The following is a 21,780-nucleotide window of genomic DNA, read 5'->3' as shown; positions in this document are numbered from 1 at the left end:
TTATAGTACTCTATAAGCACGTATCGAAAGATAGGTGCTTTTTTTATGCAATAAAGTCAAGGACTTCGATGCGGATTGCAAATCCGGGCCATCTGCGTCATAAACCCCGCTATTAAACGAAATCCCTTCTTTGTAAAATAAGATAGCTCGCATTTGTAATCCGAGCTTTCCATTAAATAATTAATTATAATTTGAATTATTTGAAATGTGTTTTTGAAATGTAATCCTTGATCAGATCTAAAAACTTTCTTAAAAAGATCCTTAAATTAACTGGAAATACCTTAATTTATCCATTATAGCCATGCGTCATCAACAAAACGTTAGCTGCATCATCATTATCATTCAAAAAGAATAAAATAAAAGAGATATGGAACAAACCGGAAATCCGTCACAAGTATTAAATTTTTTAAGACTTCCAGTCAAAATTGATTATAAAGTGATAGAAACCTATCTTCAGAAAAAATTTAAAGGCGAGTATATCTCCAAAACAGATAAGGATGGGAAGGTTTCTAATTATGCCGAAATCCAATCTATTGCTCTTGAAAAAAGCTACAAGGATGGGTATGATATAGCAGTGCAGGTGAAATTTAAAACCCTCACCACTATTTTTAAAAATAAAGAGGGCGTAATTGAATTCTATGCTGCCCTGGAATTAGATAAAGCCAAACAGCAAGTTCGGGTAATTGATTTTACATTGAATGGAACCTCAAATAACTGGCTCTTTAATAATGCTATAGAATCTATTGCAAATACCTTTATGCACGATAAAATTAAAAATAAAATGCAGTTTGATTTGAGGCCGGAAATTGAAAAAAAGCTTCCTTCAATAAATGAGAAAATGGAGCATCCAATGGAGGTTTCCAATGGTATTTATGTTTCTGGCAATTTGCGATCTTTTTTAGTAGAAAATATACAATTTATCGAGAGCCATATGTTAATTTTTGTTGATTTCGAGGGAGGGATCGGCTTAGATATCAAAAAATTAGATTTTTAAACAGTACGATTTATTCCCCATTCACTATATCCAAAACCCGAGATTTTCAATCTAAGGGCATTTGCCTTTTACGACAGGTTAGTAAGAGATCAATTATTTCATTAAAAATCACTTCAATTAATCATAAATCTTAAGAAACCTATGGTTGATAACCTTTTGATAAATCATTTTTAATTCCTTTTTATACAGCGGTTTATATCAGTAAATTGTTAATATTATTTTAATTAAATTTTAAAATTTTGAGGTATTTTAAATTAAAATTGGTCTTTTTAGTATTGCTGATAACACCGGGGTTAGGTATTGCGCAGGAAATTCCGAAAATTGAAAAGCTTTCTGAAATAAACGGGGATTTTCAGAAGATAAATGCGATACAGAGGGATAGTTTGGGGAATTTATGGATCGCTTCAGATACTCACATAGAGCGATATAATTCCTATCAATCTCAATTTTTTAATTTTTTCAAAGGCCTGCCGGAAGGTACCGGAAAAATAAATACCGTTTATTTAGATGCAAAAAATCAAATATGGGTTGGTGCTCAAAGCGGATTACTTAAATACAACAGGCTAAAAGGGTATTTTGAAGCAATACCATCTGAAAGACCATCTACACAAGCCAATGTTCAACAAATTACCGAAGACGAAACAGGAACATTGTGGCTTGGTTGCAATAATGGAATTTGGAATTATTCAGGAAAAAAACTGGCGCTTATTTCAATCTTTCCCGCGGAACAATCCGTAAATCATATTATGTATGCCAATCAAAATGTTATGTTTGGTACCTCTAAGGGGGTTTTCAGCTTAAAAAAGAATAGCATTGAATATAAAAAGATCAATTTACCAGGGAATAAAAACTGGAACATTCAAAGTCTGTTATTTACAGGAGAATTTTATTTGATTGGAACTCAGGAGGACGGTCTTTATAAAACCAATACTGATTTCTCAATCACCGAAAAGATATATAGTTTACCGTATTCCTCTCAGAAAATTCCTATTTCAGGACTTTCCAAGGACGCTTTGGGTAATTTATATATAGCTACCCAAGGTGATGGTTTACTCATCCTGGATAAAGATCTTAGATTGGTTTCCCATTTTCGACAACAGGAAAACAATTTATTTTCTCTTTCTGATAATAATTTAAATGGCTTGTTTCTGGATAAACAAAATACCCTTTGGGTTTCTACAACAACCGGACAAATCAATTCCATAAACATAAGGGAGAACAACTTTGAATTCATACGGCATGATCCCAATAAATACAGCAGCCTGGCCGATAATTTTACTACAGCCATAGAAAAAGATAAAAATGGGAAGGTTTGGTTTGGAACCAGGCAGGGACTTAGTATTTGGAATACCAAAAATAATTCCTGGCAACATTTAAAGAATTTGTCCTTTACCAAAGCCAGCAACATTCCAGATGATATTAAGGATTTACACGCAGACGATATCCATATGTGGGTGGCGACTTTTAACGATGGAGTTTTTAAGGTTAATATTAATACTTTTTTAAGGGCGCAATATTCGATAGATTCTAAAGTGAAAATTGAGCTTCAAAAAGTAAATGCCCTGTTGGTAGATTCAAATAAAAATGTTTGGGCCGGTGGGGAGGAAGGTGATCTAACTAAAATAAAACCAAATGGAGATATCAAGAGTTTTTCCCTAAAAGGTATAACTGCCATACTGGAACTGGCTTCAGGAGATATTCTTGCTGCCGGAAAAAATGGTGTTTTTAAGATTAAGAGAAATAAGAGTGAAGTTATACCTATTGAGAAACTTCAGCCAAACGCAAAAAACCTTCCTTATTTCACGATAAATTCCATAGGTGAAACCAATTCGGGAAAAATAATTCTTGCTACAGAGGGCGCCGGGATTGTGATTTATGATGCTGCCAGAGATTCCTTTAAAATAATTAATAAGATAACTGGATTACCATCAAACAGAATTCAGGGACTTATTATTTATGGGAAAAATGAAATTTGGGCCGGAACTTCCAAAGGTCTGGTCAATTTTAAACTGGAAGAAAATCCCGAAATTCGGGTTTTCAATAAAGAAGATGGTTTATTAAGTGAGGTGTTTACTCGTGGTAGTTTTGCACAATTAGATGATAGACTCGCTTTTGGAACTTTCAAGGGGGTTAGTATTTTTAATCCGGAGAAATTAAAAAATATACCTGAAACTACCCCAAATATGGTAATAGGTTCTGTGGGAATATATTCCAGCGAGCATGGATTACAGCAGCTAAATTTGGTAAATTCAGAAAAGGAATTGAGTTTAACACATGACAGGAATTCTGTCTCCTTCAATTTTTTCGCCATACAACCTGGAAATCAGGCACAACTCAATTATTCATGGAAACTGGATGGCTTTGATAAAGAATGGTCTAACCCGGCTAACCAAAATAAGGTGAATTATGCCAATTTGGCTCCCGGGAATTATGCCTTCCAGGTAAAGGCAAGAAGCTCCAATGGAAAATGGAGTCCGGTAGAGAAAATCTCCCTGAACATAAAATCGCCCTGGTGGTTCACAACAAATGCTTACATAGGTTATTCTCTGGCTCTTATACTTCTGCTTTTAATCCCATTTTTCGTTTCCCAAATTATTAAAAAGCGAAGAATAAAAGCTACCCAAAATTCAGTTTATAATAATTTGAACCAGGAAATAGGAACGCCGTTAACAATTTTGTTGGCCTCTTTAGAGCAGCTTTCCGACGATGCTTCTTCTGAAAGCAATTATCGTTTAAAAAATATCGTGTACAGGTTAAGGATGCTACTGGAGCCGGTTTTAAATTTCCATGCCTCCGGTTTTAATAAAAATAAACAGCAAGCCAGGATTACAAAAATTTCTGTTAAGGATTATATGGAGGGATTGGTGAAGGATCTCTCACCAATTCTTAGCCAAAAAAAGATGGAAATTATAGTGAACAATCAGTGGAATCAGGAATTCTTCCATTATGATTTGGATTATTTGAACAGAATTTTCTTCAATATTATGTCAAATTCAATCCGGTACTCTTTTGAAGAAGGTAAGATAATTATCAATTTAATTCCAACCAACCGTGGTGACTTAAAAGTGCAAATAGCCGATAATGGATTGGGATTGCCTGTTGAAGATCAAAAGGTAATAAATGAATATTACCAAAATTCAAAGGGCAGTATGCCGAAAACAAATTCAGGTCAGATGGATCTTTTATATGTGAAGGATTTCATCGATAAAATTGGCGGAAGTATCGTTTTTGAAAGTAGTAAGAATCAGGGCACAACATTTACAATCATTCTTAAGAATCAAAAAAAGCCTGAGATTTTCGTGGAAACTTCAGAAAAATTTAAAGATGAAAAAATTTCGGAGGTGGAAGAAACCATGCTACCGGAAATAAAAAATCCTGTTTCGATCCCTTCGGAATCAATAAAAATTTTGATTGCTGAAAACAACGATGAATTAAGAAAAATATTTCTGGAATCCTTTAAAAAGTTAGGGGAAGTTTATGGGGCTAAAAATGGAATTCAAGCCTATGAAATCGCTGCCAGGATACATCCGGATATACTTATTACCGATTTTGATATGCCGGGAATGAATGGTTTGGCTCTTAGAGAAGCCCTTAAAAATAATACGAATTTAATGGGAATGCCTGTTTATTTAATGTATTCTGAATCCAATGAAGCTCAGATGCCTCAAAACATCGAAGATAGTAGGCTAAGCCTTATTAAAAAACCGGTCAATCTGGATTCGCTTTTTCAGTTAATTGCAGCTAAATTAAAAATTCAGGTTTTCCTGCCTTTTGTAAATACAAGTTTAAGTGAACGTAACAGCAACCTCCTAAAAAGTGATTTTGATGATGTGTTTATCACCAGAATAGAGCAGTTGGTGGAAAAAAACATCTCCAACAATTCTTTTTCTGTGGAAGATTTGAGTGAAGCGATGGGAATTTCCAGCAAGGCTCTTTATTTGAAACTCAAGACCATTCAGGGAATAACCCCCTTGGACTTTATAGTTAAAACAAGGTTGATTTTTGCCAAAAACCTAATCGATCTTGGGAATTCAGATCTTTCTGAAGTTGCCCGGAACTCTGGTTTTCAAAATAAGGATATGTTCTTTTCGGCTTACAAAAAGCATTTTGGCTTCATGCCTGGAACAATGATAAATAAGAAAGGATCTGAATAACTAAAGCTCCAAATTTGATATTTCTGCAAAGGGTATTGGATTAGGTACCACATTATTTACGGGATTGGTGCTTTGTAGATAGGTGTAGATGGCCTTTAGGTCTTTATTTGTCAAATTGGCGAAATTCTGCCAAGGCATTGGAGGTAAAAGATCCCTTCCATTTTCCATTCCTTTGAATCTTCCTTTAATAAGTGCGATTTTAAATTGTTCCAGGCTCCAGTTTCCTATTCCAGTATCATCGGAAGTAATATTGGAAGCAAATGAAACGCCCCATGGACCAACGGCAGCGGTTAGATCCGGGTTCATAAGCATCCAACCATTATTGAGGTTTGACGTATCAATTTTGGAGAATTCCCGTTTTGAAGGATATCCTGATAGGTGAAGCTCAGCAATTACTTCCGGGCCTTTCTCTCCCATTTTCTTAGGAGAATGGCAATCCATGCACCCTATACTCTTTACCAGATATTCCCCGCGTTGTTGAAAGTCTTTTTCAGAAAGTTCTTTTTCTTCAGGAATTTGATCATAACCCTTGTCTTTACATCCGGTGAAAATTAAAAAAAAACAGCGATCAGAATAGTGGATATAGATATTGAGTTTTTTGAAGTGAGATTTTGTTTCATAATAGCGTTAGTTACTGACTATGAGTTTTATAGTTCACTTTTAAAAATAACACTTTTCTACATTTTCATATACTGGTGTTTTCCCCCTTTTTCATCCCTCGATGAGGGATTAAATTCTGAATTCGGATAATTCCATCAAACCCTTCCGGGGTAAATTTTTCAGCTTTTAAAATTTTATACAGACGATGTTCTTTTTTCTACAATTATTTTGGGTTCTAAAATAATATTGGATTTAATAGAATTGGAGATCAGGCAGTGCTGTTCACTTTTTTCAATGATTCGGAGTGCTCTTTCTTCGTTTGTTCCTTCGGGAATAATTAATTCCGGTTTAAGGGTGATCTCAGATACCTGAAATTTTCCATCGACTTTATCCAGAACCCCAACAGATTTACAAGAGAAACTGATAAATTCAAGTTTAGAATTTTCTGCAATGGCCAAAAATGTGGTCATTAAGCAGGTGTTTACAGCAGCTACAAATAAATGTTCCGGGGACCAGATACCAGGCATTCCTCCTGGAAAATCAACTGGAGTGGCAACTTCAATGGTGGTAGGCAATTCCGGAGAGCTTACCTCCCCTTTGCGATCGCTTTTCCACTCAAGGTTTACAGTATATTGGTGTACTTCAGACATAGGCTAATTTTATAAAAATGAATAATTCCGAAGGCGGTAATCGATTCGCCCTGAATGTTTTTGAAAAGCTAAATTTACAGGGAACGCCTTTGTTTAATTATGACTAAAATCAGTTTGTTAGGAATTCGTAAAGGAATTGTGGGAGAAATTTCTGATCATGAAATTTTTCGGTTTGTATTATTTTCAGCGGTTCAAAATAAAAACCTTATTTGATGCTGCATTTAAGACCGATGTTTTTAAGAGATTTTTTAAATTAGCGAAAACAAAATTTAAAATCGATGAATTATTTTTCAAAAGTTGCATTTGTACTCGCCTTGGCGGGTATGGGTTTATCTCAAATTCAGGCTCAGGAAGTAACCACAAATAATCAGGATGATTTTAATGAAATTACGTATCGTCAGGGATCTGTTTTTCGATCGGCAACCGGTAAACCTGGAATGGAATACTTTCAGAATCAAGCCGATTATAATATTGAAGCAACCTTAAATGATGTAGATCATACTATTACAGGAAAAATTACCGTCACCTATACCAATAATAGCCCGGAGAACCTCGATTTTATTTGGATGTATCTTGAGCAAAACAGGTTTACAGAGAATTCCCGTGGGACTTTAACAACTCCAGTTCAGGGAAACCGATATGTTGGAGACACAGATGGTGGTTATGAAATATCAAATTTGCAGGCAAAGGTTAAAAGGAGTGTTTCTACAAAACACCTTATAGATGATACCCGTATGCAGGTGTTTTTTGATGAACCTATCGCTGCAGATGGTGGAACGGCAACCGTTTCAATGAATTTTAAATATAAAATTCCAGTGGAAGGAATGGACAGAATGGGCCGGCTTGCAGTAGAGGACGGTACAATTTACGCTATGGCCCAATGGTTTCCTCAGGTTGCTGTCCTGGATGATGTGGTAGGATGGAATGTAGAGCCGTATTTAGGGGCAGGCGAATTTTACTATGATTACGGAACATTTGATTATAAAATCACAGTACCTTATAATCATATTGTAGTAGGTTCCGGGGAATTACAAAATCCCAGGGAGGTACTTTCTTCTGTGGTAAGAGAACGAATGGAGGAAGCTTCCAAAAGCGACACAAGAGTATATTTGATAAGACCAGATGAAGTAAATGATCCTTCTTTGCTCGCAAAAAAGCAGGGAACCCAAACCTGGCATTTTAAAATTGAAAATTCCAGGGATGTGGCTTTCGCTTCTTCCAAAGCATTTATATGGGATGCGGCAAAAATAGACCTGCCAAGTGGCAAAAAAGCGATGGCACAATCTGCCTATCCAAAGGAAAGCGACGGAGTAGGAGCCTGGGGAAGATCTACCGAATATTCTAAAGCCTCCATCGAACATTATTCTGAAAAATGGTATGAGTATCCCTGGCCTGTGGCCGTAAATGTTGCAGCTGAAATTGGAGGTATGGAATATCCGGGCCTTAATTTTTGTGGATGGCAAAGTAAAGGAGCTTCCCTTTGGGGAGTTACAGACCACGAATTTGGTCATAACTGGTTTCCTATGATTGTAGGAACCAATGAACGCCGGTATGCGTGGATGGATGAAGGTTTTAATACATTTATCAATCATTACAGCACTCTGGAGTTTAATGATGGAGAATATCCTTCCAGATTAAACAGAATGCGAAATATGACCGGTTGGTTTATAAATCCAAACCGCGAAGGAATCGATACCTATCCCGATGTTGCCAATCTTCAGAACCTTGGAATGATCGCATACTATAAACCTGCGATGGGCTTGTATTTATTGAGAGAATATATTTTGGGAGAAGAGCGTTTTGATAATGCTTTTAGATCCTATATAAAAACCTGGGCGTTCAAGCACCCGCAGCCAAATGATTTCTTTAATCATATGGAAAATGTTTCCGGTGAGAATCTTTCCTGGTTCTGGAAGGGCTGGTTTTATGGAACTGGGAATATTGACCTTGCCTTAAATGGGGTGCAAGCTTATCAGGGAAATTATATTATAAGCTTATCCAATAAGGGGGAAATTCCAATGCCGGTAGAATTGCTTGTAACCTTTAAGGACGGAAGCACAAAAGAAATTAAGCTTCCCGTAGAGATTTGGCAAAGGGGCGATTCCTGGAACCATCTTTTAAAAACCGATCAAGAAGTAGAAAGCGTAGAGCTCGATCCTGAAAAGATCCTTCCGGATGTTAATTTCTCCAATGACGCATGGCCGGCTAATTTCTATGAATCCAGAAATTAAATTAAAGAATTGCCATGGAAAATAATGAAGTACTTCAAAAAATTAAAGAAGAAATAAAAAAAACGGAAGCGCAAATTATTGAATATAGGGAACTCACCAAACCTATTTCTCCGGAAAATGCGATTGGCAGGGTTTCAAGAATGGATGCTATTAACAATAAAAGTATAAATGAGGCGGCTTTAAGGCAAGTGGAACAAAAACTGAAAGATTTACAACGGGTTCTGGAAAAGGCCGGCAGTAAGGACTTTGGAATTTGTTTGCGCTGTAAAAAGCCAATTCCCATAGGTAGATTAATGATTCGGCCGGAGAGCCTGTACTGTGTTCCCTGTTCACAATAATTTTCTGTCTATTTTAATTAAAAACACCATATAGAGTTGAAAGAAACCCTTATTTGGATTGCATAAAATAACTTATGATCCTGATTTATAAAAATAAAAAGAGGCTGTCCGAAAAGTCATTAAATTCGTCATCCTGAATTTATTTCAGGATATAACTTGTTGAAAATTACACCATTTTAGAGGCTGAACCAAGTTCAGCCTGACGGAAGTCAGACTTTTTAAACAGCCACTTTAGATTAAGAATCTTTAAAAGTTACTGTTTAAAAGGATTTTGAAACATATTGTTTTCTTTGATCATAATGGTAGTTTCTTCCGGCAGCATATCTTCCCACCCGGATTTTCCTTCAGAGATCATTTGAAAGACTTCCCTGGAGTAGATGTCTAAAATTTCAGGGTCATAATCGGTGATATCAATAACACGACCGTTGTCTTTAAAATATTTAAATAGTTTTTGCATTCGGGGATGAACTTTTAAGTTTTCACTTGTAGTGATCGCTCCGGTTTCACGGTCCTTTAAAGGATAGAGATAAACCTTAAGATTTTTAAAGAATAATTTACCAAATGCTTCCAAAATACCGCCGCTTAAATGCCGGTAGTATTTCTCGTCAAAAATATCCATGAAGGTATTTACACCCATGGTCAATCCCATTCTTTCCGAAGTGAATTGTGAAAAATATTCTACTACTTTATAATATTCCTGGAAATTGGAGATCATGACCGTTTGCCCCAGTGCGCAAAGCAGTTTGGCCCTATCCATAAAATCTTTTTCATCAATTTCACCTTCCGCTTTAAGGTTGGAGAGCGTGATCTCGAAAATGACTACAGTTTTATCTTTATCCACCTTTCTTTCATTTAAAAAAAGCTCCAAAGATTTTTCAAGCATACTCATATTTACCCTTGTCACCGGCCGAAAACTACCTCTTAGAGTAAGGATATTTTTTTTGTAAAGCACATTGGCCGGCAAGATATTCTGGCCTTTTGGAGAAAACATTACGGCATCTGTCATGCCGTTCTTTACAAGTTCTAAACTCATCAACCTATTATCTACTTCCTCAAATACAGGGCCTGTAAAATTGATGGTGTCAATTTCTATTTGATCCTTGTGTAAATGATCAAAAAGATATTTTAATAATTTTTTAGGTTTATCGTGCTGATAATAAGCTCCATAAATTAAGTTAACTCCCATGGTTCCCAATGTGATTTGTTGTAAAGCGGCATTGGTTTCATGAAACTGAACATGAATTATTATTTCACTATAGGCTTCCTCAGGATGTGTTTGAAAACGGATTCCCAGCCATCCATGGCCTTTATATTTCTTGGCAAAATCTATAGTGGTAACCGTATTGGCATAAGTAAAAAAAAGTTTATCAGGATATTTCTCCCGGGTAATCCTTTCCTCCATCAATTCGGTCTCATATGCCAACATTCTTTTAAGCCGGGTCTCCGTAACATATCTTCCCTGAGGTTCAACCCCATATATCGCATCGCTAAAATCCTTAGAATAGGCACTCAGGGTTTTAGCAACGGTACCGGAGGCATCCCCAACCCGAAAAAAGTTACGAACAGTTTCCTGCCCGGCACCAATTTCGGCAAAAGCTCCGTAAATGTTTTCATTAAGGTTGATTCGTAATACCTTATTTCTTATCGAATAGGTGTTATCAAGCTCTTTGTCTCCTTTTATGGTAATGGCCATAGGTCGTATTTTATCGTTGCCATAAATTTAAGAATTTTAAAGTTCATCTGGCGCCAATTTATAGGCAGGATCTTCTAAATAGTTATTTCAATAACCTGCATCTGAATGAGCCAGTAATCTTCGGTAGGTCTGAATAAATGTTTTAAATGAATTTTAAAAATGAAAATAGTTTTGATTTAAGCTGTACAGAAATGTATTGAATTTTTTTATAAGTACCTTTGTAAAAAATTTAAATATTATGGCTCATAAGGCTGGTTTTGTAAATATTATAGGAAATCCCAATGTTGGGAAATCCACATTGATGAATGCTTTTGTTGGCGAGAAATTATCTATTATCACTTCAAAGGCACAAACCACCCGGCATCGTATTTTGGGAATTGTGAATGGAGAAGATTTCCAGGTAATTTTAAGTGATACTCCCGGAATTATTAAGCCCGCGTATGATTTGCAGCAGTCCATGATGGATTTTGTGAAATCAGCCTTCGAAGATGCCGATATTTTGATCTTTATGGTCGAGATTGGGGAGCAGGCCCTTAAAGATGAAGCCTTTTTTAATAAGATCGTAAATTCTAAAATCCCTGTTTTATTACTTCTGAATAAAATTGATACCTCAAACCAGGAACAACTGGAAGAACAAGTTCAGCTTTGGACAGAAAAAGTTCCCAATGCCGAAATCTATCCTATTTCTGCCTTGCAGGGATTTAATGTGAGCGAGGTTTTTAACCGAATTGTGGAATTACTGCCGGAATCTCCTGCTTTTTATCCCAAAGATCAATTAACCGATAAACCTGAACGTTTTTTTGTAAATGAGATCATTCGTGAAAAGATCCTGATGCATTATAAAAAGGAAATTCCCTACAGCGTTGAGATCGATACCGAAGAATTTTTTGAGGAAGAAGAAATCATCAGGATGCGGAGCATTATTATGGTGGAACGCGAAACCCAAAAAGGAATTATCATTGGTCATAAAGGAGCGGCCTTAAAAAGGATAGGAGTAGAAGCACGAAAAGATCTGGAAAAATTCTTCGGAAAACAGGTGCACCTTGAACTCTATGTCAAGGTTAACAAAAACTGGCGAAATGATGCCCGGCAGTTAAGACGTTTTGGGTATAATAAATAGGGGATATTGATTGGTGATGAGTGATTAGAATTTATGGTTTAGGGTGCAGCTGATTTCGTTAATTAATTTATTACTGCCCCATTCTGCTCCATTCTGCCCCATTCTGCTCTTTCCATTATCCACTTTTTTAATCCAAAATCCACATCCCGGATTGGAAATTATAAGCCCCAAATACCAAACTTTAAAAACCGTTTTACGAATTCCGGGCCCAGAAACCTGCACTTCAAATTAGAAATGCCAAATTGCATTAACAGTTTTACGAATCCCGAATCCCGATATAAGGTTCTCGATCATATATGGTCTACCCTCTTGAAACCTCCCATTGGACTAAGAAAACTCCCCCTCGGGGGCTGGGGGCTTTCCACACCGTTATTATACCGCCAGTAAATTCTTTCGCTCTTTTTTAGATAATTTTCGGTACCGAAATATAGCGAGCAGCGTAATCACCAGCAGCGCTGCTACCAGCCAGTAGATCCAACCTGGAATAGGCACAGGGTCACCCGAAGCGTAGGAATGCAGGCCGGAGAGGTAATAGTTAACTCCGAAAGAGGTCATAATGATGGACGAAAAAGCCCATAAACTTGCAATATTGAGCACCAGGGAGTTTTTTAATTTTGGGATGAGCCTAAGGTGCAGTACAAAAGCATAAACCATAATAGAGATCAAAGCCCAGGTTTCTTTTGGATCCCATGCCCAATATCTTCCCCAGCTTTCATTTGCCCAAACCCCTCCCAAAAAGGTGCCTATGGCAAGCAGAAATAAACCAATGGTTATCGACATCTCATTAACCATACTTAATTCCTGCATACTTTTCCACCACTTTGAAGATGGGGTTACCGGTTTGAAAATAAGCAACAGCAAGCTGAGCAGTGCCAGCAATGCGGCGAGGGCGAGAGGCGCGTATCCGCTTACTATTATGGCTACGTGAATTTTCAACCAATATGAATGCAGTACCGGCATAAGGTTGGTGATCTCCGGGTTAAGCCAGTCGAGGAACGCGACGAACAACAGGGTTCCTGAGAAGATGATTCCGAGCGGTACCGTGAAATGCGATTTATTTTCGAATAATAATCCGAATAATAAGATACACCAGGCAACAAATACCAGCATTTCAAATCCATCACTCCAGGGAGCGCGGCCTGCGATATACCAGCGTAGTCCCAGATGAAAGGTAAACAGCACCAGTCCCAGCCAGGCAAAAACCAGCCCGGTATTCCAGGAGATGTTCACCCATTTGTGTTGTTTAAAAAGTTTGATAATTGCCAGTATAAGCATAATGGCACCAAGGATCCAGAAAAAGCCAAAAAGCCGGTTTCCTAAATTAAGCTCATTATAAAATAACTCTGCAGCCAATAATTTATCGTCGGGATACACCGCCGCCCCTGCCTTTTCCTGAAAAAGCCGAATATAAGAAAGTACCTCATAAGCTTCATTGTAATTGCCCGAAACAAAGCCTTTACCAAGGGCCGAGAGGTACAATGGGGTAATGTTTTTTACGAATTGGGCATCTTCTTCATTGAATTTATTATGTTGATTTGCCGCAAACCAGGTATTATTAGTGTCCTCCTTGTGGGGAAACATCTTAAGGAAATCGCCACGAAGAATGGCATAAAAAATATTGAACCGTTCATCTACCTTCAAAAGTTCCTTATGAGCTTCGTTCCTTTCCGCAGGTTTAAGTCGGTTAGCTTCTTCAACAATGTCCTGCAATAAATACCGTCCGTCAGCATCCAGCAATTCTTTAAAGCTTAGCTTATTTACTGGATCCCGTTCCAAAGTTTTGAATATCATTCCAGCTTTTTCAGGATCTACTTTTATAAGGGGCAGCGAACTGTAAGCAGCAGGATCCAGTTGCATTGCCAGAAGGAATTGTTCCGCAGTCAATTCAAAATCGCCTTCCTTTTGTATAACAGATATGGAGGACCGGCCACTAAGTTTTCTGGTGATCTCATTTGCCAGGGTGTTTAAAGGCTTCATTCTCCCATCAAGATCCTGTACCACCAGGCTGCCATAGGTTTCCGCGTGTTCCAGGGGTACCACCGTATGCCTCACATCTGGGAGTTGTTCCTGGGAATAAGCCTTTATTCCGAAGAATAAAAAAAGAACGATGAGCAATAAGGTAAAGATTGTTGTTTTAGGTATGAGAGTTCCTGATTTTCTTTTTTCTGAATCGGCCACCGGGGTTTTTTTATTTTCTGCAGCCGCCTTTAAAGGTTTTCTGGTATTTCCTTCTGACTGAGTTTTTAAACGCCTGTTTAATATGCTGAAACGACTGCCTTTGACGAAGAAGGTAAAAAACATACCAATAGTGAGAAGGGTATAGGAAAAATAGGTGATATAGGTTCCGGGCCGATCCTGGCTTACGGAAAGAATAGTACCCTTTTCATCTGTGTCATAGGAAGCCTGGTAAAAACGGTAACCTTTGTGATCCAATACATTGTTCATAAAAATCCTGTATGGGAAACTGCCATCATGGTCTATAACCTGTACCTCGCTCGCATAACTTGCAGGGCTTTCACTCCCCGGGTAACGTTCCAGCTCGAAAGCCCGTAATTGAAGTGCAAATGGCAACATTTCTTCCCGGGGCCCGTAGGAAAGAATATACTTTGATTCGTTTACGAAAAATACATGCTTTTGAGGTTCCCTGCTTACAAGAGGATTATAGGTTTTCAATAACTCCTTCCCTTCAGCATCGGTCACCTTTATTTTTATAACATCAATTTGATCCGCGCCCATCCCCCCGTGGTCATCGGCATGGTATACTATTTGTTTTCCTTCATGAATTGCTTTTATAAGGAATGCGACAGAGTCTACCTGGTAAAGGCTTCTCATTTGTAGGGGGACAGTTTGACCTGCCCTGAGCATTCCCATTCTTTGGGTGCTCATTTCCACAATCTGCATGTCTTTACTGCTTTGCACCATCCAAAGGCTATCTTCTTTAAAAATCTTAATATCTCCCTTTCCGTGCCTGGTGGTGGAGAGCGCGAGGTTCCCCATTGGCAAATCCTCTCCTCTGGTAATAAGATGGTCTTCCCTTTCTCCGCCAAATGCTAATGCCAGGTCAATAAGCGTATCCTTTCCCTGTAAATATTCTTTATGGGCTCCTTGTATGAATTCTTCAATGGAAATGTTAAAGGTTCTGTCCCCCATGTTGGCAACCACGGTCTTTGGTTCAAACTTATACGAACTCAGTTCCATTGGCTTTTCAAAACGCAGTTTTTTATCCTTACCAGCTTCGGTTATTTGAAGAAAATGACCTGCCGAAAAATAGGAATGTTTTACCTCGCCTTCTTTTATATGTATAACTCCTTCCTCTCCAAAATACCGTGTTACCCCGGCACCGATGATCATGATCACAAAGGCGATATGGAATGCACCAAGTGGCCAGCGCTTGGCGCTAAAAAGCTTATACTTTTTAATGTGTGAGAGAAAATTCACTGCAAGCCATATCAATACTACTTCAAACCACCAGGCTTCATAAACCGCCTCACGCGCCACAGCGGTGCCGAAATCATTTTCAATAAAAGTGGCGGCACCCATAGCAACGGCAAAGACCATGATAAGAAGAAAAGAAACTTTTGTAGACAACAGCAACTTCAGTAATTTCATAAAAAACTTAATTAAATATTAAATAAATTATTTTGTGCATTAGAACAGCAAACCGATGAACCTGTTTTTCAAGGTAGGCCTGTATATCACCATTAGATATCCCCAGTTTTGCCTCCCTGCCGGATTCTGTACATTCTGCAAATTTTCAAGTTGGTCACTCTGAAAGAAATGACTGTATCCCGCCTGCAGGGAAACAGATCTGTTCAAAAGATAACCCAGGGCAAGATCTGTTTCATAGCCCAGGTGTTCATCTTCATTTTCCGAATAAGGGGTAAAGCTGTTAAAGGAATGGATGTTAAGAGACAAAAACAACTTCGGGTTTATATCATATCTCATTCTTAGAAACATGTCCCTTAATCCTACAGAATTCTCGTGTCGTCCACCCACATAGAACATGTCCATATACCCATTATGAGCGTGGTTGGTTCCGTAGAGAGGAGAGAAGGAATTATTTTCAGCGGCATTATCGACCGGATCTGTACCGGTGAGCAATTCGATTCCCAGGGTAAGCCGGAAGTTGCTTCCCTGGGTAGTATCTATTGGGAAATTTTGTGAGATCTGGGCGCTTGCATCATATGCTTTCACATCCCGGCCCTGTATATCTTTCCCAACCTGATGATAATAAAATCCTGCAAAGCCAGTATTGCCTAATTGATATTTAAGAGATGGAAGGCCAAAAGTTTGGCGGTAATGAATTCCGGTCTTTATTATTTCCCCGGCATTATCAACTTCTGAATATTGTAATCCATTATTCCAGAAAAGAAGTGAGAAATTAAATTTCCCGGCAATATTCTCATATCTAAGGAAATGGGCTACCTTATATTGATTGGGAGTGCTGAAAAAATTACCGTTTAAGCTTTGATTATCCTGATTGTAACCCCCGCCTGCGTGAAATTTAAGTGCTCCTTTTTCATACTTTAAAAGGGCAAAGTCGTGTGCTCTTCCCTGTAAAGCCCAATCCAGGTTCCCAAGGAACCGAAAATTATCATAATTAAGCTCCTGCCGTCCCAGTTTTATACTGAAATTATCTGAAAGGAAAGTTTCAGCCCAGGCCTCGTGCAGGGAAAGGTAAGGATCTGTGAGTTTTACCTGAGGGGTGTTTCCCCAGGTGCGCACATCCTGTACACTTACATAGAATTTAAAGCTTTCCAATTCATATTGCACATTTAAACGTGCCCGGTGGGCGATGAACGCAGCAGGCTCTTCGTTTTCTTCAATAAGTTTTCCGAAACCGTGACGGTATTCAGCTCTTTGCACAATTTGCCCGTCTACATTAAATTGAGCATGCGCAGCTGGAATTAGGGCAATGGAAAGTATAATGGTTAGGCTAATAGCCCCAATTATTTTCATCGATGGAAATTTTTTATTAGTATTATTAAAATAGAATATCATTTATATCCCCGGTACTTATCTTTCCGAAACTTTTTTGCCGGGCAAAGTCGTTCTTTCCCTTTCTTTACCTTCTTTCAGCCATAAGGGAACTACTTCTTCGATAAACCGCTGTTTATCCTGCACCTCCGAAGGCATGTCCAGGCCTATATATTTCTGTAGAAATTCTTTACTCTCAAAATTGGGCATTTCCACCGGCTCATTATGACCAAGGGAAGCCAGAAGTCGTACTAATTCAATACGTGCTTCCTGTATTTTTCCTGTGCCCGTTGTTACGATCCTACTTGTTTCCAGCGGAGCATGGAAGGCTGCACCGTGAGAGGCAACAGAGAAATCCCAGCGCCATTGCGCATGCCTTATCCCTGTAAGTATATCTGCCATCTGGGCCTCTGTAGCGCCTAGATCCCACGCTTTTTTAGCCTCTATATGTGCTTTGGCGATCTCTTTTTGTAAATATCCAGTTCCTTCCTTTATTTTTCGTTGACGCTCATACACATCAGATACCAGATCCTCCTTTTTCTCCCTGTGACAAACAAAGCAGGAATTTTCAACATTAGACAAAGGTGAACCTATGTGGTGATCGGTAAATTTTTGTCCGCCTTCAGTTTTGTACGGCATATGGCAATCTGCACAGGAGACACCTCTTTTGGCATGTACCCCCATAGAAAAAATTTCATAATCCGGGTGCTGGGCCTTTATCATCCGGGTTCTGCTCAAGGGGTGTACCCAGTCGGCAAAATCGATGTTATCATAATATGCTTCCATATTCTCCACCGTCAAACCATCCTTCCATGGAAAAGTGAGATAAGCTGCATCTTCTTTTCCCGGTTTGGTTTTATCAAAATAGTATTCCACGTGACATTGCGCACATACAAGGGATCGCATTTCCTGGTGAGAGGCGTCGCCTATTACCTTACCCATTGCTTCAAAAGCCTCAACAAGAGCTGGGCGGGTAATAGTCAGGTTCATTGTTTTAGGGTCGTGACAATCTGCACAACCAATAGGATTTATAACCTCACTTCCAAAATCAGAAAACTTTTGACTGTAGAATTCAGTCACCCCAAGTTCGCTCATAAGCCTTGGAACATCTGGGCTCTTACAAGTCCAGCAGGTACTTGGCATAGGGCCTTCACCTTTTATCATTGGGGAACCTACCCGCGCGGTTCGCTGTATATCTGTTATCGCGTGAGAGTGCCCGCGAGGCTGATTATAATCTTTACTGAAGCCATATCCTGCCCAAAGGATTACAAGTTCTGGTTGATCATCCAGCACATCTGCAAATCCGCTTGTGCTGTAAAGTCCTTTGAAGGTAGTATCTTCGGTTTTTCGGTATGATTGATATTGCCTTGGAAAGTTTAGGCCCCAAATGGAATCCCGGGGTTCTATTCCTTCAATTTCAACCTGAGGCTGATAGGCAAAGCGGGCTTCTGCCTTTCGGTCAATTATTGAATTGGCAAGCAATGCCAGCAGAAATACTGCTATGATAGTTAAGATTAAAATTATCCAGTTTTTCATTGGTATAAAGGTTAGTGTAATGGTTAGTGCAAATAGTGTTAGATTTTATGGTGATGGCTGGCTTATAGTATCGCCCTTTTGGTTGATGTAAGTGCGCAGCCAGGACGGTATGATATCTCTCTTTTCAGGTATATGTGCGGGTATTGGTTCAATTTGATGACCTACAGAAGAAAGACTTTTCACCCTGCCGTGAGGAACTTCTCTGTGACATTCCCAACAGGTGCGGTCTGTCCTGTGGACTTCATGATTCTCTACAGTTGTCAGTAATTTGGCATCTGTGATACGGGTGTCATGGCATCGAATACAGTTATTCTGAATAACTTCTGCTGAACCTTCCCTGGCTACAATTACCTCAGGTTCTGCCCTAAATGTGAAAACAGCGGAATGATATAGTCCGTCCATCGCCTTGAAATAATACTGATTGAAAACATTGTCCTGAGGCACATGGCAGTCATTACAACTGGCGACCTCCCTGTGAGAACTTTTGTTCCAGGTAAGATATTGAGGTGTCATTACATGACAATTTAAACAGGCTTTGGGATCATCAGATAAATATGATGCGGCATTGCTGAGTTTTAAGATATAAAATCCAAGTCCAAAAAATGCTCCTGCGATTAGGGTAGCTGTCATTCTCCATTTGCGAGGAGGGAGCAATCGTTGAAAAAAGTTTTTCTTTTTTACAGATTCGGCCATATTTCTGTTTTATTTCCAGTAAAAATAAAACTTCAAATTTCTCCAAAATATGATTTTCGTCGTATTTTGATAATTTATATAAATTGTTTTCAGCAAATTTTTAGATGATCAGGAATATCTAAATTATAAAAAAATCATTAATGATTGGTAAAGAATCGAGATCGTTCCGCCTTCAGCGTAACTGTTAGAATCAAAAACCAAGACTTGTTTTAAAAAAAAAACTTATTGGAATGCCTACTGGAGATGTGGTTTTAGCCGTAACACAACTTTTACCCCATCGCCAATAACTCCTCCACGTAGGTCCTCTTATTGGACAAACGCGGAATTTTATGCTGTCCTCCCAGTTTCCCATGTTTTTTAAGCCAGTCATAAAAAAGATGCTCTCTTGCCGGATGTACTGTTGGAATATTCAGGGTCATATTATTAAAGCGTTTTGCTTCGTAATCGCTGTTAACTTCCTGTAACGCCAGGTCCAGTACTTTTATAAAAACATCCAGATCTTGAGGCGGTGTTTTGAACTCGATAATCCATTCGTGAGAACCTTTTTCTTTTCCTTCCATAAAAATGGGAGCAGCTGTATAATCCACTATTTCACAACCCGTTAGTTGGGAGGCTTTTTTTAATGCCGAATCACTATTCTCAATGATCAATTCCTCTCCAAAAACATTGATATGATGCTTTGTTCTTCCCGAAACTTTTATTCTGTAAGGGCTGGTTGAAGTAAAACGAACTGTATCCCCAATCTTATAGCGCCATAAACCTGCATTTGTAGTGATTATTACAGCATAATTGGTTTCGGTTTGTACCTCTGCTAAAGGGATGATTTTTTGGTCAAGACTGCCGTAAGTGTCCATAGGTATGAATTCATAAAAGATCCCGTAATCCAGCATTAGCAATAATCCTTCGGAATTATTTAAGTCCTGACAGGCAAGAAAACCTTCAGAAGCATTATAGATCTCATAAAACCTGAAAGTATCGCTGGGTAATATTTTTTGGTATTGAGGGGCATAAGGGTCAAAATTCACTCCGCCGTGAAAATAAACTTCCAGGCTTGGCCATACCTCCAACAGACTTTCTTTTCCTGTTGTTTCCAATACGTTGTTCAGCAAGACAAGCATCCAGGATGGAACTCCTGCAAGACTGGTAACTTTTTCCTTGATAGTTTCATTGACAATCGCCTGCATTTTGACCTCCCAGTTGCTCATCAGGGAAACTTCATTGCTTGGTGTACTGCTATATTCTGCCCAAAATGGCATGTTGTCTATTAAAATTGCCGATAAATCTCCATAAGAAGTCCCGTTATTGCGGTAAATCTCTTTGCTGCCGCCAAGGCGTAAACTTTTCCCCGTAAATAACTGGGAATTGGGATTGTTGTTTAAATACATACACAACAGATCTTTCCCGGCTGCATAATGACAGTTTTCCAGGGAATCATCGCTTACCGGAATAAATTTGCTTTTTGCATTTGTGGTGCCGCTGGATTTCGCAAACCACTTAATGGGTGTAGGCCAAAAAATGTTGTTCTCTCCCTGCCTGCATCGCTCAATTTCGGGTTCATATTCCTCATAGGTATGAATAGGGATATTTCTGGCGAAACTTTCATAATTGCGTATCCCGGCAAAATCATATTTTTTCCCGAATTCTGTATTTTTTGCTTTGGAAATAAGATGTCTTAAGAGTTCCTGCTGAACTTCATTGGGGTATTTCATGAATAACTCCATTTGATGGATTCGCTTCTTTAAAAACCAGGAAGCAACAGAGTTTACTAATGGAATTGGCATTATTCTTTATATATTTATCCGCAAATTATGGTAAAAGCGGCAGATTGGCCGGATAAAATTAAGCTAATCTTTGAAGCCTGCAAAAAAAATCATTTTCGTTACAATTAAACAAAAAAATATGAGATATGAAGGGGTTCTAACTAAAATGAGTACGGAGCTAACAGATACTGTTCAATATTACCTCATTTTTGAAGCCGATTTTTTAAATGTAAATCAAATCCTGGATAAAAAGATTAGTATAAATTTCCTGAGATTTCAGTGTCTTCATTGCGGTTTACAGAAGAAGGTTTTTCGCCAGGGGTATTGTTATGATTGTTTTAGTTCCATTCCGCAGGCAGGAAACTGGATCATGAAACCGGAATTAAGCACTGCGCATTTGGATGAGGAAGACAGGGACCTGGAATTCGAAAAAAGTGTGCAGCTCAAACCTCATATTGTATACCTGGCAAACTCCAGCGATGTAAAAGTGGGAGTTACCCGCAAAACTCAAATCCCTACAAGGTGGATTGATCAGGGCGCTCACGAGGCTATCGAAATTGTGGAAGTTCCCAATCGCTATCTTGCGGGGATTACCGAGGTTGCCTTAAAGAACCACGTTGGTGATAAAACCAACTGGAGAAAAATGTTAACCAACGATGTGAAAGATCTTGATCTGGTAGAGGTTCGCGAAATGTTGAAACAGTTTATTCCCGCAGCGGCTATGGAATATTTTCTGGCGAATAACAAAGAAACCGAGATCCATTTTCCCGTGCTGGAATATCCCAAAAAAGTGAAAACCCTGAATCTTGCTAAATCGCCTTTTTATGAAGGGATTCTAAAAGGAATTAAGGGACAGTATTTGATTTTTCAGGATGGAACGGTTTTCAACGTGCGTGGACACGAGGGTTTCGTGGTGGAACTGGAAATAGATTGATTTTTCTTCCATTGAAATAGATTGTAAGCCTTCTCCGAGATTTTTTAGCGATTCTCTTTTTGAGCTTGTTTTCTTATCTTGTGGCAAAAAATAAAAAACT

General features: G+C 38.6%; 14 protein-coding genes. 6 read left to right on the top strand and 8 right to left on the bottom strand.

Translation table 11 applies throughout. From position 1 onward, the window contains the following. The first annotated feature begins 367 nt into the window (after positions 1-367). Together ACKGJN_RS07565 and ACKGJN_RS07560 are read left to right on the top strand one after the other, a co-directional pair. Positions 368-994, top strand: a complete 627-nt coding sequence (locus ACKGJN_RS07565; protein WP_409538849.1) for a DUF4403 family protein — start codon at positions 368-370, stop codon at positions 992-994. A 239-nt stretch (positions 995-1,233) separates the two neighbouring features. Next, complete coding sequence (locus tag ACKGJN_RS07560; RefSeq protein ID WP_409538848.1) at positions 1,234-5,148, top strand: two-component regulator propeller domain-containing protein; 3,915 nt, start codon at positions 1,234-1,236, stop codon at positions 5,146-5,148. On the opposite strand, the gene ACKGJN_RS07555 is transcribed toward ACKGJN_RS07560, so the two are convergent. Both ACKGJN_RS07555 and ACKGJN_RS07550 read right to left on the bottom strand, forming a co-directional pair. Further along, complete coding sequence (locus ACKGJN_RS07555) at positions 5,149-5,610, bottom strand: c-type cytochrome (RefSeq protein ID WP_409538860.1); 462 nt, start codon at positions 5,608-5,610, stop codon at positions 5,149-5,151. It lies immediately after the preceding gene. A 332-nt stretch (positions 5,611-5,942) separates the two neighbouring features. After that, complete coding sequence (locus tag ACKGJN_RS07550; protein WP_409538847.1) at positions 5,943-6,398, bottom strand: OsmC family protein; 456 nt, start codon at positions 6,396-6,398, stop codon at positions 5,943-5,945. Between the two features lie 278 nt (positions 6,399-6,676). Between ACKGJN_RS07550 and ACKGJN_RS07545 the strand changes: the two genes are divergently transcribed. Further along, positions 6,677-8,629: a M1 family metallopeptidase gene (locus ACKGJN_RS07545; protein ID WP_409538846.1), complete on the top strand. Its 1,953-nt coding sequence runs from the start codon at positions 6,677-6,679 to the stop codon at positions 8,627-8,629. A 14-nt stretch (positions 8,630-8,643) separates the two neighbouring features. After that, a complete protein-coding gene (locus tag ACKGJN_RS07540; protein ID WP_409538845.1) occupies positions 8,644-8,967 on the top strand; it encodes a TraR/DksA family transcriptional regulator in 324 nt (107 codons plus the stop codon). Positions 8,968-9,220: 253 nt separating this feature from the next. On the opposite strand, the gene ACKGJN_RS07535 is transcribed toward ACKGJN_RS07540, so the two are convergent. Continuing rightward, complete coding sequence (locus ACKGJN_RS07535; RefSeq protein ID WP_409538844.1) at positions 9,221-10,660, bottom strand: TonB-dependent receptor; 1,440 nt, start codon at positions 10,658-10,660, stop codon at positions 9,221-9,223. A 238-nt stretch (positions 10,661-10,898) separates the two neighbouring features. On the opposite strand from ACKGJN_RS07535, the gene era reads away from it, so the two are divergent. After that, positions 10,899-11,780, top strand: a complete 882-nt coding sequence (era, locus tag ACKGJN_RS07530) for a GTPase Era (RefSeq protein ID WP_409538843.1) — start codon at positions 10,899-10,901, stop codon at positions 11,778-11,780. 372 nt (positions 11,781-12,152) lie between these two features. Here era and ccsA read toward each other — a convergent pair whose 3' ends face one another. The 5 genes from ccsA to ACKGJN_RS07505 form a co-directional block, all read right to left on the bottom strand. Beyond that, positions 12,153-15,389, bottom strand: coding sequence for a cytochrome c biogenesis protein (gene ccsA, locus ACKGJN_RS07525; RefSeq protein WP_409538842.1), 3,237 nt, complete (start codon positions 15,387-15,389; stop codon positions 12,153-12,155). A gap of 39 nt (positions 15,390-15,428) precedes the next feature. Continuing rightward, complete coding sequence (locus ACKGJN_RS07520; protein ID WP_409538841.1) at positions 15,429-16,739, bottom strand: alginate export family protein; 1,311 nt, start codon at positions 16,737-16,739, stop codon at positions 15,429-15,431. A 57-nt stretch (positions 16,740-16,796) separates the two neighbouring features. Then, complete coding sequence (gene nrfA / locus ACKGJN_RS07515; RefSeq protein ID WP_409538840.1) at positions 16,797-18,293, bottom strand: ammonia-forming cytochrome c nitrite reductase; 1,497 nt, start codon at positions 18,291-18,293, stop codon at positions 16,797-16,799. Between the two features lie 45 nt (positions 18,294-18,338). Further along, positions 18,339-18,986 (bottom strand): cytochrome c nitrite reductase small subunit, encoded by a 648-nt coding sequence (gene nrfH / locus ACKGJN_RS07510; RefSeq protein ID WP_409538839.1) that lies wholly within the window; start codon positions 18,984-18,986, stop codon positions 18,339-18,341. A 269-nt stretch (positions 18,987-19,255) separates the two neighbouring features. Next, on the bottom strand, positions 19,256-20,767 hold the full coding sequence (locus ACKGJN_RS07505; protein ID WP_409538838.1) for a GH3 auxin-responsive promoter family protein: 1,512 nt from the start codon (positions 20,765-20,767) through the stop codon (positions 19,256-19,258). A gap of 118 nt (positions 20,768-20,885) precedes the next feature. On the opposite strand from ACKGJN_RS07505, the gene ACKGJN_RS07500 reads away from it, so the two are divergent. After that, a complete protein-coding gene (locus ACKGJN_RS07500; protein WP_409538837.1) occupies positions 20,886-21,680 on the top strand; it encodes a DUF2797 domain-containing protein in 795 nt (264 codons plus the stop codon). The last annotated feature ends 100 nt before the right edge of the window (positions 21,681-21,780 follow it).

This window comes from Gillisia xinjiangensis, from assembly GCF_046298265.1.
GTDB lineage: Bacteria > Bacteroidota > Bacteroidia > Flavobacteriales > Flavobacteriaceae > Gillisia > Gillisia xinjiangensis.
This window is presented reverse-complemented; position numbering and strand designations above follow the sequence as displayed.

Coding starts and splice junctions, on each gene's coding strand:
- ACKGJN_RS07565 (WP_409538849.1), top strand. CDS start 368: ATGGAACAAACCGGAAATCCGTCACAAGTATTAAATTTTTTAAGACTT.
- ACKGJN_RS07550 (WP_409538847.1), bottom strand. CDS start 6,398: ATGTCTGAAGTACACCAATATACTGTAAACCTTGAGTGGAAAAGCGAT.
- ACKGJN_RS07545 (WP_409538846.1), top strand. CDS start 6,677: ATGAATTATTTTTCAAAAGTTGCATTTGTACTCGCCTTGGCGGGTATG.
- ACKGJN_RS07540 (WP_409538845.1), top strand. CDS start 8,644: ATGGAAAATAATGAAGTACTTCAAAAAATTAAAGAAGAAATAAAAAAA.
- ACKGJN_RS07535 (WP_409538844.1), bottom strand. CDS start 10,660: ATGGCCATTACCATAAAAGGAGACAAAGAGCTTGATAACACCTATTCG.
- era (WP_409538843.1), top strand. CDS start 10,899: ATGGCTCATAAGGCTGGTTTTGTAAATATTATAGGAAATCCCAATGTT.
- ccsA (WP_409538842.1), bottom strand. CDS start 15,389: ATGAAATTACTGAAGTTGCTGTTGTCTACAAAAGTTTCTTTTCTTCTT.
- ACKGJN_RS07520 (WP_409538841.1), bottom strand. CDS start 16,739: ATGAAAATAATTGGGGCTATTAGCCTAACCATTATACTTTCCATTGCC.
- nrfA (WP_409538840.1), bottom strand. CDS start 18,293: ATGAAAAACTGGATAATTTTAATCTTAACTATCATAGCAGTATTTCTG.
- nrfH (WP_409538839.1), bottom strand. CDS start 18,986: ATGGCCGAATCTGTAAAAAAGAAAAACTTTTTTCAACGATTGCTCCCT.
- ACKGJN_RS07505 (WP_409538838.1), bottom strand. CDS start 20,767: ATGCCAATTCCATTAGTAAACTCTGTTGCTTCCTGGTTTTTAAAGAAG.
- ACKGJN_RS07500 (WP_409538837.1), top strand. CDS start 20,886: ATGAGATATGAAGGGGTTCTAACTAAAATGAGTACGGAGCTAACAGAT.